Origin of the sequence: Sphingomonas sp. SORGH_AS_0879 (genome assembly GCF_030819175.1) — a bacterium.
GTDB lineage: Bacteria > Pseudomonadota > Alphaproteobacteria > Sphingomonadales > Sphingomonadaceae > Sphingomonas.
Window position 1 is genome coordinate 2,191,020 of the sequence record NZ_JAUTBJ010000002.1, and the last position, 16,101, is coordinate 2,207,120.

At 65.0% G+C, this 16,101-nt stretch carries 13 protein-coding genes; 6 read left to right on the forward strand and 7 right to left on the reverse strand.

All coding sequences use genetic code 11. The features are described 5' to 3' along the window. The first annotated feature begins 45 nt into the window (after positions 1-45). On the forward strand, positions 46-918 hold the full coding sequence (locus QE379_RS10985) for a PHB depolymerase family esterase (protein WP_307000450.1): 873 nt from the start codon (positions 46-48) through the stop codon (positions 916-918). 10 nt (positions 919-928) lie between these two features. Here QE379_RS10985 and QE379_RS10990 read toward each other — a convergent pair whose 3' ends face one another. Next, positions 929-2,116, reverse strand: coding sequence for a DUF2252 family protein (locus QE379_RS10990; RefSeq protein WP_307000452.1), 1,188 nt, complete (start codon positions 2,114-2,116; stop codon positions 929-931). 80 nt (positions 2,117-2,196) lie between these two features. Next, positions 2,197-3,297, reverse strand: a complete 1,101-nt coding sequence (locus tag QE379_RS10995; RefSeq protein ID WP_373461769.1) for a serine hydrolase — start codon at positions 3,295-3,297, stop codon at positions 2,197-2,199. 186 nt (positions 3,298-3,483) lie between these two features. Here QE379_RS10995 and QE379_RS11000 point away from each other — a divergent pair, with 186 nt between their 5' ends. Then, a complete protein-coding gene (locus tag QE379_RS11000) occupies positions 3,484-4,329 on the forward strand; it encodes an oxidoreductase (protein WP_307000455.1) in 846 nt (281 codons plus the stop codon). A gap of 27 nt (positions 4,330-4,356) precedes the next feature. Here the strand turns inward: QE379_RS11000 and QE379_RS11005 are convergent, their stop codons facing one another. From QE379_RS11005 to QE379_RS11015, 3 genes are read right to left on the reverse strand one after another with little or no spacing between them, the layout of a single operon-like run. Continuing rightward, the gene (locus QE379_RS11005) at positions 4,357-5,082 is read right to left on the reverse strand and encodes an NTP transferase domain-containing protein (protein ID WP_307000458.1); all 726 of its coding nucleotides are present in this window, start codon (positions 5,080-5,082) and stop codon (positions 4,357-4,359) included. A gap of 1 nt (position 5,083) precedes the next feature. Further along, entirely contained in the window at positions 5,084-6,175 is a 1,092-nt protein-coding gene (locus QE379_RS11010) for an inositol-3-phosphate synthase (RefSeq protein WP_307000460.1), read from the reverse strand. Then, positions 6,172-7,041, reverse strand: coding sequence for a CDP-alcohol phosphatidyltransferase family protein (locus QE379_RS11015; RefSeq protein WP_307000462.1), 870 nt, complete (start codon positions 7,039-7,041; stop codon positions 6,172-6,174). Before QE379_RS11015 ends, QE379_RS11010 begins: the two co-directional genes overlap by 4 nt. A 216-nt stretch (positions 7,042-7,257) precedes the next feature. On the opposite strand from QE379_RS11015, the gene QE379_RS11020 reads away from it, so the two are divergent. Beyond that, positions 7,258-8,943: an amidase gene (locus QE379_RS11020; RefSeq protein WP_307000465.1), complete on the forward strand. Its 1,686-nt coding sequence runs from the start codon at positions 7,258-7,260 to the stop codon at positions 8,941-8,943. Here the strand turns inward: QE379_RS11020 and QE379_RS11025 are convergent. Beyond that, entirely contained in the window at positions 8,888-12,034 is a 3,147-nt protein-coding gene (locus QE379_RS11025; protein ID WP_307000467.1) for a TonB-dependent receptor, read from the reverse strand. The genes QE379_RS11020 and QE379_RS11025 overlap by 56 nt on opposite strands. Before the next feature lie 59 nt (positions 12,035-12,093). Between QE379_RS11025 and QE379_RS11030 the strand changes: the two genes are divergently transcribed. Beyond that, complete coding sequence (locus tag QE379_RS11030; protein WP_307000469.1) at positions 12,094-12,240, forward strand: hypothetical protein; 147 nt, start codon at positions 12,094-12,096, stop codon at positions 12,238-12,240. Positions 12,241-12,532: 292 nt separating this feature from the next. Here the strand turns inward: QE379_RS11030 and QE379_RS11035 are convergent, their stop codons facing one another. Further along, complete coding sequence (locus tag QE379_RS11035) at positions 12,533-14,626, reverse strand: alpha-glucuronidase family glycosyl hydrolase (RefSeq protein ID WP_307000471.1); 2,094 nt, start codon at positions 14,624-14,626, stop codon at positions 12,533-12,535. A 115-nt stretch (positions 14,627-14,741) separates the two neighbouring features. Between QE379_RS11035 and QE379_RS11040 the strand changes: the two genes are divergently transcribed. Next, on the forward strand, positions 14,742-14,879 hold the full coding sequence (locus tag QE379_RS11040; RefSeq protein ID WP_307000473.1) for a hypothetical protein: 138 nt from the start codon (positions 14,742-14,744) through the stop codon (positions 14,877-14,879). Between the two features lie 10 nt (positions 14,880-14,889). Then, a complete protein-coding gene (gene manD / locus QE379_RS11045) occupies positions 14,890-16,101 on the forward strand; it encodes a D-mannonate dehydratase ManD (protein WP_307000475.1) in 1,212 nt (403 codons plus the stop codon).

The following is a 16,101-nucleotide window of genomic DNA, read 5'->3' on the forward strand; positions in this document are numbered from 1 at the left end:
GCGTTCCGACTGGGCGAGCGGGTGAAGGAATTGTAGAACCGCGATATGCTGAAGTTCCTGCGCCTGCTGACGGCACTGATCGCCTGTGTCCTTTCCAACGCCGCTCTGGCGGAATGTCGCATGGGCGCTGTGGATGCCTTGCCCGAACGCGCCCTCATCCATCTGCCTTCAAAGCCCTCGACCGTCGCGATGCCGTTGCTGGTGCTTCTCCACGGCAGCACCAGCAACGGTGCGGAGATGCTGCGGGACAGCGGGCTGGCCGAAACCGCGGACCGCCATGGCTTCATCGTCGTGGCGCCAAACGGGGGTATCCCGGCGGGCCGTGGCTTCGTCTGGATTATTCCCGGTGTCCCGACCGTCACGGGCGCATTGCCGCCGAGGACGGCTCGTGACGACATCGGCTATCTGACCGGGCTGGTGGACCGCATGATCGCGACCGGCTGTGTTGATGGCGCGCGGGTCTATGCGACGGGCCTGTCCGGTGGCGGGCGTATGACCTCGCTGCTGGGTTGCCACGTGCCGCACCGATTTGCCGCGATCGCGCCGGTCGTCGGCTTGCGGGCGGGTCGGCCGCTCGAAGGCGATCCCGACCGCGTCGATCCCTCGACGTGCCGCCCCGGAATTCCGATGCCCGTCCTCGCCTTTTCGGGCGACGCCGATACGACCAACCCCATCAGCGGCGGTGGTGCGCCCTATTGGCGATATTCGCAGACCACGGCGCTCGCGCGCTGGGCCGCGCTGAATGGCTGTTCGCGCCCCTATGCCCGGACCATCGACGCGAGCGACTATGAGCAGGGCTATACGCTGTGCAGGGGTGATGCGACCGTCGCAGTGCGCGTGAAGCGGGGCGGGGGGCATAGCTGGTCCACCGTCGATAACGAGGCGATGTGGGCATTCTTGTCCCACCATACGCGCTGACCTGCGGCGGTCAGGCGGCGAGGGCATAGCGGCGGCAATGGTCGAGATAGCCCGCCTCATGGCTACCCGCGAGCGACACGACGCTTTCCCACAGCCATGACGGGGTATCGAGCGCGCCCCGCCGATCCGCCTCCAACGTCTCCAGCCAGTCGCAACGGGTCCGGTCATCCATCTGCCGTGCATGGGCCTTGCCCACGACGAAAGCGAGATGACGCGCGGCCTTCACCGCCTCGCCCTGACTGAACTGGTCGACCTCCAGCTTCAGGTCATGCGGGGTCAATTCGCGGATGAAGAGCGAGCGCTCCAGCATATGCACCGGCATCATCCGCGCGCCCAGATAGGGGGACATTGCGTTCGCCGCCGTCACGACACGCTCGGCATCGTCCTTCGGCATGGCCGCGCCCGGTGCGGCGGGGGCGATGGGGGTGGTCGCTTCCTTCAGGTCGATCAGGGCATAGGACCAGTTGCCCTTGCCGGTCTTGAGCCCCACGATCGCAGCATAGCGCAGCAGGCCCAGCGAACTACACCCCTTCATCCAATAGGCCGCATCGACCAGGCGAACCCCACGCCCCTTTGGCTTGCCCTTCAGCGACAGGACCATCCGGGCGACGTCCTCATCGGCGAACAGCGTGGTCAGGGCCTCGCGTTCCTCTGGCGTCAAATCCCAGAATTTCTTGCCGAGCGGGATACGCGGCTCGACGGCGTCCAGCCGTTCCTTGGCAAGGTGCCGCCAACGTCGCCCCAATGCCTCCCGCTCGACGCTGCGGACGATCTCGGACTCGGCGCCCGGATCATCGCTGCCCGGATCGCGCATTGCGGCGGCATAGCCTTCGACCATTTCCTCCATCATCCGCATGGTGACGACGCCGGGCAGGTCGGAGCCACGCGCCGCCGTCGCCAGCGACAGCCCCAACCGGATCAGGTCATGCGCGGGATTGCCGATAACGGCCTGATCCAGATCGCGGATCTGGATTTCCACCGCGCCCTCGCCGTTCGCGACGGGCCCGAGATTGCCGAGATGGCAGTCGCCGCAAATCCAGATGTCCGGTCCCCGAGGAACCCGTCGGGCGGAAGGCGATTCCGCCAGCCATTCATAGAATTTCGCCGTATTGCCGCGAACATAGGCATAGGCGGATCGGGCCATTTTAAGGGTGCGTTTGGCCTCGAGAATGGCGAGACGTTCGGTGGGAAGGGGCATTTATGATGGAGCCTCGGACGATGGTTGAAGCAATAACGCCGCACGGCCCCAAAAGTGACAAAACATTGCTGAGCGGCATGCTACCTCGCCGAGCCGACGACCGCGCGCGTCACATCTCCCATCAGGCGCATGCGGGCGGGAATGGATTCCCGCGTGCTGGCGATCATGACGGCAACGGCGTAGCGGTGGCCATCGGGCGCGACCAACAGACCGACGTCGTTGTATCCCGTCGAAAGGCTGCCCAGATCCTGCCCGGTCCCCGTCTTGTGCGCGAGCGTCCAGCCGGGACGAAGCCCGGACTTGAGGCGGAGCGGCCCGGTCTTGCTCGAGCGCATGAGCGTCAGAAGCGAAGACGTCGATCCTGGGGTCAACAGCTTGCCCTGTGCCAGGAGCGAAAGGCCGAGCGTGACGCCGTTCGCCGACGCGCCGTCCATCGGTGCGGCCAGATAGCGACGCAGCGCCTTTTCCCGCGCTTCGTAAGTCATCGCGGCGCGGGCCTGGAGGAAGCCCCAGCCGCCGGCCCATTCGGGTCGCCATTGCAAACCGGTGGTCCGCGCCTGCAATTCCCGCTCGCCGGGGCCGAACTTGACGCCCGCTACGCCCTTTTGGGACAGCATGCGATTGATCGCATCGGGTCCGCCGACCCGCCACAGGAGCACATCGTTGCATGTATTGTCGCTGCGCGTCATGGCCCCTCGCAGCAACTCGCCGATGGTCGTCCGATAGCCCGTCTTGCCGACAAGGGCGCGGATCGGTTGGTGAAAGACGGTCAGGTCCGATCGATTGACGGTGATCGGATCGGAGAGCGACAGGCGACCACGATCGACCGCATCCATGACGGCGATCGCGACCCACAGCTTGCTGACGCTTTGTTGCGGGCGGGGACGGTCGCCTTCCCACGCCACGACCCAGCCTTCATCGATATCGCGAACGCTGATGCCCACCTCGCCCTTGAAGGTGCTGCCAAGAGCCTGAACCGCGTTGAGCAGGTCGGCGGAGGGCTGGGCGCGGGCGGGACGGGCCGGGACCGGCCTGGGACGCGGCGCGGCGGGGGCGGTGGTCTCGACCGTGATCGGTACGGCGGCGGGTGGCACGGGTTGGCTGACGGTGGGTACGCATGCGGACGACAGGATCACACAGGCGAGCACAGCGGTGCCGCCGAGCAGCGATTTCGATACCAACGCAACTTCCCTTTTTCGGCGTCTTTTAGCGGTCCGTCGGGAAAGCGACACCCGATCCCTTTTGTGTTCGACGCTCCTGTCGGTCCGCTCGTCGCAGGGCGGCGTCGGTGACGACCAAAAGCCGAAACAGGCTGGAACATTCGCGCAGCGCATGGCTTGGCGGTCCGAACATCGAAAGGCTGATCCATGTCCTCGTCCACACCCATCTGGTTCATCACGGGCTGCTCGACCGGCTTCGGTCGCGAACTGGCGAAGCTGGTCCTGAAGCAGGGAGCGCGGGCGGTCGTCACGGCGCGGCGGATCGGCGATGTGGCCGATATCGTCGAGGAGCATCAGGAGAAGGCGCTGGCGCTGGAACTCGACGTGACGAACGACGAGCAGATCGCGCCGGCGGTGAAGGCGGGACAGGAGCGCTTCGGCGGGATCGATGTGCTGGTGAACAATGCGGGCTATGGATATCAGAGCACGATCGAGGAAGGCGATGACGACGCGATCCGCAGGCAGTTCGATGTCAACGTCTTCGGCCTGTTCGCCCTGACCCGTGCCGTCCTGCCCATCATGCGGGCCGCGCGCCGGGGGCATGTCATCAACATCACGTCGGTGGCGGGGCTGATCGGCTATCCGGGTTCAGGCTATTACGCGGCGTCGAAACATGCGGTGGAGGGCTGGTCCGATGCGCTCGCGGTCGAAGTCCGGCCGCTGGGCATTCACGTGACCTGCGTCGAGCCCGGCCCTTTCCGGACCGACTGGGCGGGACGTTCACTTCAACAGACGCCCAGCCGGATCGCGGACTATGCCGAGACGGCGGGCAAAAGGCTGGCGAGCACGCGGGACATCAGCGGCTCCCAGGCGGGCGACCCGGTCCGGGCGGCCGAGGCAATGATCGCGATCACGCAGCAGACGAACCCGCCTCGCCATCTGGTGCTGGGCCGCTGGGGCTTCGACGCGGTCACTGACCGGCTGAAGCAACGTCATGCCGAGATCGAAGCGAATCGCGACCTCAGCCTGTGTGCCGATTTCCCCGAAAGCTGAGCCTTGGCGGTCCAGGCCGCCAGGGCGTCATGCCGCCCGGCGGCTGGCCGGGGTTCCGCTATGAAGCCACGCCTCCGCCTTGGCCAGAGCGGGCTGGTCGTCCACGTCGATCCAGTCGACATCGCTGCAATCCAGCGTACGGGCCGTCCCTTGCTCCGCCAAGACGCGCATCCCCTCGGTCAGCGAGGGGGCATCGAGCCCATGGAGGGCGTCGAACAGACTGTGTCCGATGGCAAAGACGCCGGTGTCGAAACAGTCATAGTCGCCCAAGCCCTTGCCGATCTCGACGATCCGCTCGCCCTGGGTCCGGACGCAGGTGACGTCGTCCAGATCGACCCAGTCGCTGTCGATCCGACGATCGGTCGCCAGCCGGGCCCCGCCACCCGAACCCGCTTCGGCGGTGCGCCGATAGAGTTCGGGATCGGCAAGGTGATCGCACATGGCGAGCAGCGCGTCCCGGCCGGCGAGCAGAGGTTCGGCCGCGAGCAGCGATACGCCGTTGGGCTTGCGGTAATCCGCCACCCGCACCGTCTCCACGGCAATCGGCCAATTCCCGGCGGCGAGGTGGCGCTCGATGCTTTCCACACCATAGCCGAGCACCACCACCGCTCGCCGCAATCCCGCTATCGCCAGCCCGTGCAGTGCATGGTCGATCAGCGCCCGGCCGCCCACATGGCACAGCGGCTTGTACGGGGCGGCGGAACGCAGGCGGCTGCCTTCGCCCGCCGCCAGCAGGATCGCGGTATCGATCATCTTACTGGATCGTGATGAAGTCTTCGACCGCCTGGGCGGCAAGATCGTCGGTCATCTGGGTGCGGGGATGCTTGCAGAAATAGGCAGATGCCGCGTCGATCGGACCGGCGAGGCCACGATCCTTGGCGAGCTTGGCGCAACGGATCATGTCGATGGCGACGCCCGCGCTGTTCGGGCTGTCCTCGACCGAGAGGCGGAGTTCGAGGTTCATCGGCACGCCGCCGAACATCGAGCCTTCCATGCGCAGGAAGCAGACCTTGTTGTCGTTCTGCCACGGCACATAGTCCGACGGGCCGATATGGACATTCTCATCGTCCAGCCGCTCGGCGGCGACCGACTGAACCGCCTCGGTCTTGGAAATCTTCTTCGAGGCGAGGCGGCGATGGTTCGACATGTTGAGGAAGTCGGTATTGCCGCCGGTGTTCAGCTGATAGGTGCGCTCCAGCTTGACGCCGCGCTTGGCGAACAGATCGGTCAGCACGCGGTGGACGATGGTCGCGCCGAGCTGTGCCTTGATGTCGTCGCCGATGATCGGCACGCCCGCCGCTTCGAACTTCGCCGCCCATTCGGGGTTGCTGGCGATGAAGACGGGGATGTTGTTGACGAAGGCGACGCCCGCCTCCAGCGCGCATTCGGCGTAGAATTCGCTCGCCTTCTGGCTGCCGACGGGCAGGTAGTTCATCAGCACGTCGGTCTTGGACTCGCGCAGCGCCGCGACGACCTCCTCCTTGGTCGGTTCCGGCGCGTCGGCGAGCAGGAAGGTGCGGTCGTCCTGATACTCGGCCATATGCTCGGCCACGCCGTCCAGGATCTTGCCCATGCGCACGGTCGCGCCGGTCGTCTCGATCGTTTCGCAGAAGATGGCGGTGCAGTTCGGCTTGGCGAAGATCGCCTCGGCCACGTCCTTGCCCACCTTGCGGGTGTCGACATCCCAGGCCGCGACGACCTTGATATCGCTGGGCCGATAGCCGCCCAGGTCCCAGTGCATCAGGCCGATCGTATCATTTGCCCCGTCGCGATAGTGCGACAGTCCCTGAACCAGTGAGCTGGCACAATTGCCGACGCCGACCACAGCGATATTGATGCTCGTCATTGGGTGTTCATGTCCTTCGAGTGGATCAGGTTTTGTTGATGGAAAGGGGTGTCGGGCCGGATCAGTCGGCGCTCCACCTGGCGATGCCAGACCAGCCCGATGAGCAGGACCAGCGTCAGCGGCCCGAGTTCGGCCCACCAGAACCAGCGGGGATCGCCCGCCAGACAGGCGAGGAAGATGGTATAGACGCGGACATTGGCGCTCAGCAGGCTCATCAACCGCATCGGCGGGACGGCCGCGACGCCATAGGTGGTGGCGAGCGACATGGGATCGCTCTGACGCCCCAACGCCACGTCGAAGCGTCCGGCAAAGCGTTCCAGCGTCCCCGCGACCCAATCATAACAGCGGACCAGCGGGTTGCGGCTGTGCGGCGTAGCGGCGGGGGCGGTCAGCCCCTTGCACCGGCGGTGGAACCGCGCCCGCTCGCTTTCATAATAGTTGGACTGGACGGCATGGGCCGCTCCGGCGGCGATCGCGAGCAGCCAGCCGCCCATCGTTCCGATCGACCAGGCCAGAACGATATAGATCAGCGCGAAGACGCCATGGTCGCACAGGCCGTCCAATGCCCGGCCGAGCGGACTCGCCGTACCCGTCGCGCGAGCGATCATCCCGTCCAGCCCATCGGCGATCAGCCAGCAGATGGAGAGGATCAGGCCGAACAGGACGAAACGCCAATCCTGCCACTGGGCATAGCTGATCGCCGCCGATGCCCCGAGAAGGAGGCCGCCGACCGACACCATATTGGCCGATATCCGGCGGGCAACGAACCAAGGCAGCAGCAAATCGGCCGCTGGGTGTACGATCCAGAGATTGGTCGGATCCTCGATCCGGCGATCCCGCGACCGGTCCGGTGGGGGACGTGTCATGCAGATGTCACATACAGCGCCTCCACGAGGTCCGGCAAGCGATTTGCCTGACCTTCCAATAAAAAGACCGGTCGCGTCGCTTTTCGGACGCGCGATGGAGCCGGGGGACGTCCAGCGCCATCCGCCAAGCTCGTTTTCGTAGAGGCCGCGTGCGATCAACGACTTGTGCGAGGTGCGGTCGCCGTTAGCTTGGGCGGCGGACAAAGGGGGAAGATCATGCGCGACTTCATGCTCGGACTGGCGATCACGGCTTCGGTCCTGGCTCAGCCCGCCGCGGCGCGGCAGGTGAAGGTCGAAGAGGTATCGATCGACCAGTTGCAGGCGATAATGGCGAAGGGGCAGGCGACCAGCGCCGATATCACACGCGCCTATCTGGCCCGGATCGCGGCGATGGATCGCAAGGGCCCGACCTTGCGCAGCGTCATCGCGCTCAACCCCGATGCCGTTGCCCAGGCCCGCATACTCGACGAGGAACGACGGCGCGGCCGGGTTCGCGGACCGCTGCATGGCATTCCGATCCTGATCAAGGACAATATCGAGACCGCCGATCGGGCCCCGACGACGGCGGGCAGCCTTGCCCTGGCCGACAACGTCACCGGACGCGATGCGCCGGTGGTCGCGCTGCTGCGGCGGGCGGGGGCGGTCATCCTGGGCAAGACGAACCTGTCGGAATGGGCCAATATCCGCTCGACCCATTCGATGAGCGGATGGAGCGCGGTCGGCGGGCTGGTGCGCAACCCCTATGCACTCGATCGTACCGCCTGTGGCTCGTCCTCGGGTTCGGGGGCCGCCGTCGCGGCGAGCTTCGCGGCGATCGCGGTCGGCACCGAGACCGATGGATCGGTGGTCTGCCCCTCGTCGGTCAACGGCCTGGTCGGGTTCAAGCCCTCGATCGGTCTGGTCAGTCGTACCCATGTCGTGCCGATCAGCCATAGCCAGGATACGCCGGGCCCCATGGGTCGCAGCGTCCGGGACGTCGCGACGATGCTGTCGGCCATGGTGGGCCGCGATCCCGCCGATCCGGCGACGGCGAAGGCCATGGCCCGCGACTATACGACCGGCCTGTCGACCAGCGCCTTGTCGGGAATGCGAGTCGGGGTGATCCGGCCCAAATCGATGTCGGCACCCCTGCGCGAGCGGTATGATCAAGCTCTGGACACGCTCAGGGCGGCGGGTGCCATTCTGGTCGATGTGACGGTGCCCGAACTAAAGGGGCTGGGCGATGCCGAACAGACCGTGCTGATGACCGAGTTGAAGGCCGATCTCGACGCCTATCTCGCCACCACGCCCGCCGCCGTGAAGACACGGACACTCGATCAGGTCATCGCCTTCAATCGCGAGCACGCGGTCGAGGAAATGCCGTTCTTCGCACAGGAATTGTTCGAGAAGGCGGCGAAGACGAAGGGCTTGAAGGATCCCGCCTATCTCGAAGCCCGGCGGACATCCCTGCGGCTGGCGGGCGAGGACGGTATCGATGCGATGTTGAAGACGGCGCGCGTGCAGGTGCTGGTCGCGCCGACCTATGATGCGGCGTGGCTGAGCGATCCGATACAGGGCGATCAGTATGACGGACCCTCGGCCTCCGAACTGCCGGCGGTGGCGGGGTATCCGCATCTGACCGTACCGATGGGGCTGGTCCGGGGAATGCCGGTCGGCCTGTCCTTCATCGCTAACGGAGATGCCGACGCGGTCGTGCTGGGGGCGGGCTATGCCTATGAACAGCGTGCCAGGGCCCGGCGGGTGCCGCGCTATCTGCCGCAGGCCGATGTGGGGAAGGGACTGGACGGACGGCAAGAAAAAGGCCCCGGCGGGAACCGGGGCCTTTCTCGTTCAGGGCGAAGCGCGTTTAGAAGGTGCCGCGCAGACCGATCAGGAACTGGCGACCGGGCTTGTACTGGGTGAAGGTCGCATTCTCGAACTGGAAATAGGACCGCAGCGTCGCATTGGTGAAGTTGGCGACGTTGATGGTCAACTGCGGCGCACCGGGGATACCGAAAATCTTGTCGAGGTCGAACGCCGACGAGAAGTCGTAGGTGGTATAGTCGGTCCCGAACAATGCGGCGGCGGGGATGCCGTTCTGCGCCGCGCCGCTATTCTGCGATCCCTGCCGCGAGGTGGTGGCGACGCGCAGCATCACGCCGTTCTTCTCGTAATAACCGGTGATGTTGTAGGTGAAGGGCGCGACGCCGAAGGCGATGGCCGGGCCGTCGCTGCGCTGGTCGACGATCGTGGCGTTGGCGTTGAAGCCGAAGCCCGTGATGCCGATCGCGCGGGTCAGGAAGTCGAGCGGCTGGACCCACTGGAACTCCAGGCCATTGATGGTCAGCTTGTTGGGCACGTTGACCTGCGACGTGACCTGGACCTGCGCCTGACCGGGCCCGCCGCGCGCGTTGATCGCGATCTGCTGCGTCGGGTTCAGCGTGTCATAGGTGATGCCATACTGCGCCAGGTTGGAGAAGGGCACGGTGTTGATCGCCGTCGTCGTGAAACCCTCGATCGACTTGCGGAAGGCATTGAAGCTGACCACGCCCTCACGACCGGTGTAATATTCGAAGCCCAGGTCGAGATTGGTCGACAGATAGGGCGCGAGCGCCGGGTTGCCGATCGACGCCTGATCCGCCGAGGGCGCGCCGAAATTGACGCCCGGAAGCTGCGCCGACGGATCGGGCCGGGTCATGGTGCGCGATCCGGCGACGCGGACCACCGCATGTTCGCCGACATCATAGGCGAAGGTCGCGGCGGGCAGCCATTCGGAATAGACGTTGCGCGTCTCGGCGATGTTGACGATGTTCGGATAGCGGCTGCCATCCGGGAGCGACCCGCCGCCCGCCGGCGCGTTGCGCGGATCGGGCAGCGAGACGCGGCCCGAGATCGTCTGGATCGTGTTGACGTAGCGCAGGCCGACATTGAAGCGTAGCGTGTTGCCGCCCAGGTCCTGCGCGCCGTTCAGGGTCGCGAAGGCCGACTTGACGACTTCGCGGATGAAGCCGCCGCTGGCGCCGGTGTTCGCCGCACCCGTCTCCGGCGCATTGTCATGAAAATACTGGTAGTTGCTGGCGGCGGCGAAGGCGGGCCAGTCGACCGTCACGAATCCGGCAGGGCCCGGCTTCAGATAGCTGGGTGCGGCGCTGTTGGGGATCAGCGATCCACCATAGCTGACCTGGCCGTTCGTGCCCGAACTGAAACCCGTGCCATAACCCGGATAGGTCGGATAACCGGCGGGCGCAGCACCAGGGGCGTTCAGTCCTTCGCACGGCGGCTGGGAGTTGGGCGAGGGGACGGCGACGTTGGGATTGTTGCCGCACACCGCATTCTGCCAGAACTGGCTGTTGTCGAAACCGCGGATCTGGCGCGACGTATTGTCATAGGCACCGCCGACCTTCAGGTTCAGCGCGGTGTCGCCCCAGGTCAGGTCGCCCCGGAACCCCTTGTTGATGTTGAGGCGGCGTTCGTCCTGAAGGTTGACGCGACTGCCCGCATACCAGCCGAAATTCTTCGGATCGTTCAGATCGAGCGCGCTGCTGATCGTCGGCAGGCCACCATCGTTCGAATAGGTGACGGTATTGCCGACGCCCAGCGGCGTAGACATCCCGACGGTCGGGCTTTCGCGGTGGAAGGTCGAGCGCGCGTAGTTGCCCTGGAAGTTCAGCTTGAGCTTGTCAGCAATCTCCCATTCGCCGCCGGGATTGACGCTCCAGAGGTGTGTCGTCTCGGTATAGGGGCGGAATTCGTTGAAGAACTGGACATTGGCGAAGGTGCCGCCGGTGACCGTGCAGCCCGCGCTGCAATCCGCCTTGTCGAACGTCAGATTGGTCGGGATGATCGCGCCGTTGCGGACGATCCACGCCATGTTCTCACGGGTCAGTTCGTTCTTCTTGTAGCCATAGAGGCCATCGAGATAGAAATGCAGCGTATCGGTCGGGCGATACTCCGCGCTGACGATCGCGTTGACGCGGTCGCGCGGACCCCGGATGCTGGTGAAGCGGCCAAGACGCGGCAACAGGCCGTTGTCGATCTGCTGGATCGTCGCGCCCGGATTGTTGGCTAGCAGGAAGGCGGAGTCGATCGTCGTACCAGGGACCAGCCCGCCCCCGGCTCCGTTCGGAACCACCGCCGGAATCGTCCAGTTGCCGCCGCCGGTGCCGTTGCATCCGGTCGCCGCGCCACACTGCGCGGCGGTCAGGGCAGGGTTAGTGTAGCCGATCGTCTCATACCCGCGCGTGTCGGTGAAGATACGCTGCGCCGAGACGCCCGCCAGGATGCCGAAGGTGTCGTTGCGCCAGCTTCCGATCAGCGATCCACGCGCGCCGATGCGATCTTCCGGCGTCTGCTTTGTGCCCTGGATGTTATAGGCCAGGAACGGCCCATTGCGGTCGAACGGCCGGGCCGAGCGCAGGTCGATATTGCCCGCCGCGCCACCTTCCAGCAGGTCGGCGGTGTAGCTCTTGTTCACGGTCAGCTTGGTGAACAGGTCGGTCGGGAAGAAGCTGAGATCGACCGAGCGGTCGGTGCCTTGCGCGTCAGTCGCGCCCGACGAGGCGACAGCGATCGGCGCGCCGTTCAGCGTAACGTTGGTGAAATTCGAACCGAGCCCGCGAATGGCGACGTTGGTGCCCTCGCCGGTCACGTCGCGGGTGATGGTGACGCCGGGAATGCGGTTGAAGGATTCCGCGATGTTGGTGTCGGGAAACTTGCCGATATCCTCGGCGAAGATCGAGTCGGTGAAGCCGGTCGAGGCGCGCTTGGCGTTGGTCGACTTGGCAAGGCTGGAGCGATAGCCGGTGACGACGATATCCTCGCTCGGCGTCCCCTGGGTCTGGTCGGTCTGCGGCGCCGGCGGCGTCGAGGGGCCGCTGTCCTGGCCATCCGCCGGGACCTGTTCCTGGGGTGGGGGAACAGCCTGGGCCAGGGCCGTAGAGGCGGTCACCGCGCCGACCGCCGTGGCGCACAGCAGCGTCAGGCGGCACAGACGGATATGGGGTGTGGATTTCATGTCAGGTCCTCTCTGTCGACCCGCTGCCGTTCGTCGCGGCATGCGGGGGCATTCATGTGATGATGAAGATGATCGAAGCGCCGCGATCAGGCGGTGGAGGCGGGTTGTCGTCGAAAGGGCGCGCGGCATCGGTCGAAGCCGGAAATGCTATTGCCCTGGAAACCATTCCGCTTCCCCCTCATGGCCGTCTGGCGCGGCATTGCTGATAGCGCTATCGATATGCCTATCGGTCAGGAAGTCAAATGCAAATTGGTTAGGCCGAACTGGGGAGCAGGAAATTCACAATGAAGTCACGATCGGGCGCGGCGTAGGGCTTGCTTCGACCCTACATAGTCGTGATTGCGTAAGAAAAACGTCCATTATCAATGAAGAAAATTCGCTTTTGGCAATCGGACGGACCAAACGGCAATCGTTGGTCAGATGGAAGGGCTTGGCGATTCGGCCGGCGTGCGACGACGCTGATGAGGCTCACCGGTCCGTCCGCGGACCCTGTCATTTCTAATGGGCTTGACCAGGCGCATATGGAAATTGCTGCGACCTGTACCACGCCAGATCATGCTCGGGGGGGCGAACGCCCGAGGGAAGCGGGCGATGGTTGACCGACATCCAATAGGCCAGGCTCGCATCCCGCCACCAGCGCGCCTCGCGTCCCTGAACGGCGAGATAGGTCGCGGTCTTCTGCCAGCGCTCCGCATCGATCCGGTCGCGTAGGCCGTCCCACTGCCGCTGCATCTGTTCGACATAGGCGACGCCCCGATCGTAACGCGCCACCAGATTTGTCCACAGGGTCTGCCCATTGGCCATGCGCCGGTCCCATGACACGTGATGGAACCAGAGGAGCATCGACTCCGGCGTCGTCTCGGGCTTGGCGAATACCCTGGCGACGGGCCCGGCATATTGGCCGACCGCGTTGCTGCCCGACGCAGTCCGATCGAATCCGATCCCGGCGGCGTCGGCCCGGTGATAATAGACGGGGTTCCATTCTGGCCGTGCCAGTTCCGACACCCAGGGGCCGGGCCCATAATGGTGGCCGGTCGCCATCAGGTGCGCCAGCCCGAATGCGCCGGTATAGTCGACGACCGCTTCGCGCGATCCCATCATCATGGCAGTGATCGTGTCGACGATCTGGGGATCGGTGCCGAAGGTCTGCGCGACCCATGCGCGGGCGATCCCCTCCGCCGACAGGTCGGGGTCCCAGGCGAGGCGACCGAAGGCATACCAATTGGCTTGGTTGAAGGTCGATCCGCTCCAGTCCCGGTCACGCCCGATATTCGCGACGCCCGCCATGCCGGACAGCTTGTGGTGCTCGGCTTGCCCGTCGACGACATCGGCCACCGTCTCGCCCGGCTTCTGCCCGGTGCGGGCGTCGAGTGTCTCCGTAAAGAGCGGGCCGAGATAGGCCAGGTGGGTCGCGAAGCCGAGATACTCCTTGGTGATCTGGAACTCGATCATCAGCGGCGTGCGCGGCATGGCGCCGAACAGCGGGTGGAAGGGCTCGCGCGGCTGGAAATCGATCGCGCCGTTCTTCACCTGAACCAGCACATTGTCGGCGAATTTGCCGTCCAAAGGCTTGAATTCGGTATAGGCCTGCTTCGCGCGATCCTCGGGGTCGGTCTCGGCATAGACGAAAGCCCGCCACATCACGATACCGCCATGGTCGCGCACGGCGGCGGCGAGCATGTTCGCGCCGTCGGCATGGCTCGCGCCATAATCGCGCGGGCCTGGCTGGCCCTCGCTATTGGCCTTGACCAGAAAGCCGCCGAAGTCGGGAATCGCGCGGTAGATTTCGTCCGCCTTGGCCTTCCACCAGGCCGCGACCGCCGGATCGCGCGGGTCGGCGGTCTTCAGTCCTCCGAGTTCGATGGGCGCGGAGAAGCGGACCGACAGGTAGACGCGGATACCCCATGGCCGGAACACTTCCGCCAGCGCCGCCGCCTTGGCGATATAGGCGGGGGTCAGGCTGTCGGCCTTGGCGTTGACGTTGTTGAGGACCGTGCCGTTGATCCCGATCGACGCATTGGCGCGGGCATAGTCGGTATAGCGCGGATCACGAAAGTCGGGGAGCGTCCACCAGTCCCAGAGCGATTGCCCGGCATAGCCACGCTCCACCGATCCATCCAGATTGTCCCAGTGGTTGAGGACGCGCAGTTTCACCTTGGGGCTGGAGCGGAGAGTTAGAGCGTCGGTTTTGCCGCCCGTCGCAAGATGGCGGATGAGCGCGAATGCCCCATATAGAACGCCCCGATCGCTATTGCCCGCGATGAGGAGGACCCGCTGCCCGTCCAGCGTCACATTGCGAATCAGATAGCCCTCATCACCCAGATTTTCGGCGGTGAGACGCAGTGACTGAAGACCGGAAGCCGACGTGGTTCCGATGACGATGGGCGGGGTTACGGCGGAAATGTCGCGACGAAGCTCAGATTCCGCCAGGCGGAGGGTGGGCGTATCGCCTAACCGCTTTATATTTATCTGTCTGACCGATGAAGGGGCTGGGCGCAGCCAAAGGGCATAGCCATCATCCGCACGCGCAGAAATCGGCAGCGTTGCCAGCGGGATAGACAGCGCTCCCAGCAATAGACGTATCCGGTTCATGCCATTCTCTCCCGCTGCACCGCCGATTGACAAGCTGGCGCTTGATCATCACGGTACCGCTATCAGACCAATTGGCAAGTCGATTGAACGACTTTTGGACAGAGGAGAGGGTGCGATGGCCCATAAACCGGACCTGCCCCACCGGGTCGTGGCGATGAATGCCCCCGCGCACGCCCTTCGCGCCTCGTCCGCCCATGGGTTTCTCGATGCCGCTCGTGGCGACGCCATCGCCGTCGTCATCGATATCGCCTGAAGGACCGTTCATGCCCAAAATCGTTGCCGCCCGCCTGATCGTGACCTCGCCGGGGCGCAATTTCGTCACGCTGAAGATCGAATGCGACGACGGCACCACCGGTCTGGGCGACGCGACGCTCAACGGACGTGAACTCGCGGTGGCCAGCTATCTTCAGGATCATGTCATTCCCTGCCTGATCGGCCGCGACGCGCATCGGATCGAGGATATCTGGCAGTATCTCTACAAGGGCGCCTATTGGCGGCGCGGCCCGGTAACGATGACGGCGATCGCGGCGGTCGACATGGCGCTGTGGGATATCAAGGGCAAACTCGCCGGCATGCCGGTCTATCAACTCCTTGGCGGCGCATCGCGCGAGGCGTGCCTCGTCTATTGCCACGCCAACGGCACCACTATCGAGGATACGATCGCCACCGCAATCCGTCACCGGGACGAGGGCTATCGCGCGATCCGTCTGCAATGCGGGGTGCCGGGGCTTGCTTCGACCTATGGCGTCGCCAAGGCGGGGCAGCGCTACGAACCCGCCGATGCCGATCTGCCGAGCGAGAGCGTCTGGTCGACCGAGAAATATCTGCGGATCGTCCCCGAACTATTCGCCGCCGCGCGTGAGGCTTTGGGTTGGGACGTGCATCTGCTTCACGATGTGCACCACCGGCTGACGCCGATCGAGGCCGGGCGACTGGGCAAGGATTTGGAGCCCTATCGTCCCTTTTGGATCGAGGATGCGACCCCTGCCGAGAACCAGGACGCCTTCCGCCTGATCCGCCAGCATACCACCACGCCGATCGCGGTGGGCGAGGTGTTCGATTCGATCTGGGATGCCAAGCATCTGATCGAAAACCAGTTGATCGACTATATCCGCGCGACCGTGGTCCATGCGGGTGGCCTGACCCATTTGCGGCGGATCGCGGCGCTGGCCGAATTGTATCAGGTCCGCACCGGCTGTCACGGCGCGACCGATCTGTCGCCCGTCACGATGGCGGCGGCGCTGCACTTCGGCCTGTCGGTGCCCAATTTCGGCATTCAGGAGCATATGCCCCATACAGAGGAGACGGATGCGGTCTTCCCGCATCATTACCGGTTCGAGGACGGCATGATGCATCCTGGCGACGCGCTGGGCCTGGGGGTCGAGATCGACGAGGAACGGGCAGCGACCTATCCCTATAAGCGCGCCTATCTGCCGGTGAACCGCCTGGAAGACGGCACGCTGTGGAGCTGGTGA

What these genes read in the sequence shown, in the direction of transcription:
- QE379_RS11010 (WP_307000460.1), bottom strand. Translation starts at nt 6,175, where the DNA reads ATGACGAGCATCAATATCGCTGTGGTCGGCGTCGGCAATTGTGCCAGC.
- QE379_RS10985 (WP_307000450.1), top strand. Translation starts at nt 46, where the DNA reads ATGCTGAAGTTCCTGCGCCTGCTGACGGCACTGATCGCCTGTGTCCTT.
- QE379_RS11025 (WP_307000467.1), bottom strand. Translation starts at nt 12,034, where the DNA reads ATGAAATCCACACCCCATATCCGTCTGTGCCGCCTGACGCTGCTGTGC.
- QE379_RS10990 (WP_307000452.1), bottom strand. Translation starts at nt 2,116, where the DNA reads ATGCCCCTTCCCACCGAACGTCTCGCCATTCTCGAGGCCAAACGCACC.
- QE379_RS11005 (WP_307000458.1), bottom strand. Translation starts at nt 5,082, where the DNA reads ATGATCGATACCGCGATCCTGCTGGCGGCGGGCGAAGGCAGCCGCCTG.
- manD (WP_307000475.1), top strand. Translation starts at nt 14,890, where the DNA reads ATGCCCAAAATCGTTGCCGCCCGCCTGATCGTGACCTCGCCGGGGCGC.
- QE379_RS11030 (WP_307000469.1), top strand. Translation starts at nt 12,094, where the DNA reads ATGATGAAGATGATCGAAGCGCCGCGATCAGGCGGTGGAGGCGGGTTG.
- QE379_RS11035 (WP_307000471.1), bottom strand. Translation starts at nt 14,626, where the DNA reads ATGAACCGGATACGTCTATTGCTGGGAGCGCTGTCTATCCCGCTGGCA.
- QE379_RS11015 (WP_307000462.1), bottom strand. Translation starts at nt 7,041, where the DNA reads ATGACACGTCCCCCACCGGACCGGTCGCGGGATCGCCGGATCGAGGAT.
- QE379_RS11000 (WP_307000455.1), top strand. Translation starts at nt 3,484, where the DNA reads ATGTCCTCGTCCACACCCATCTGGTTCATCACGGGCTGCTCGACCGGC.
- QE379_RS11020 (WP_307000465.1), top strand. Translation starts at nt 7,258, where the DNA reads ATGCGCGACTTCATGCTCGGACTGGCGATCACGGCTTCGGTCCTGGCT.
- QE379_RS11040 (WP_307000473.1), top strand. Translation starts at nt 14,742, where the DNA reads ATGGCCCATAAACCGGACCTGCCCCACCGGGTCGTGGCGATGAATGCC.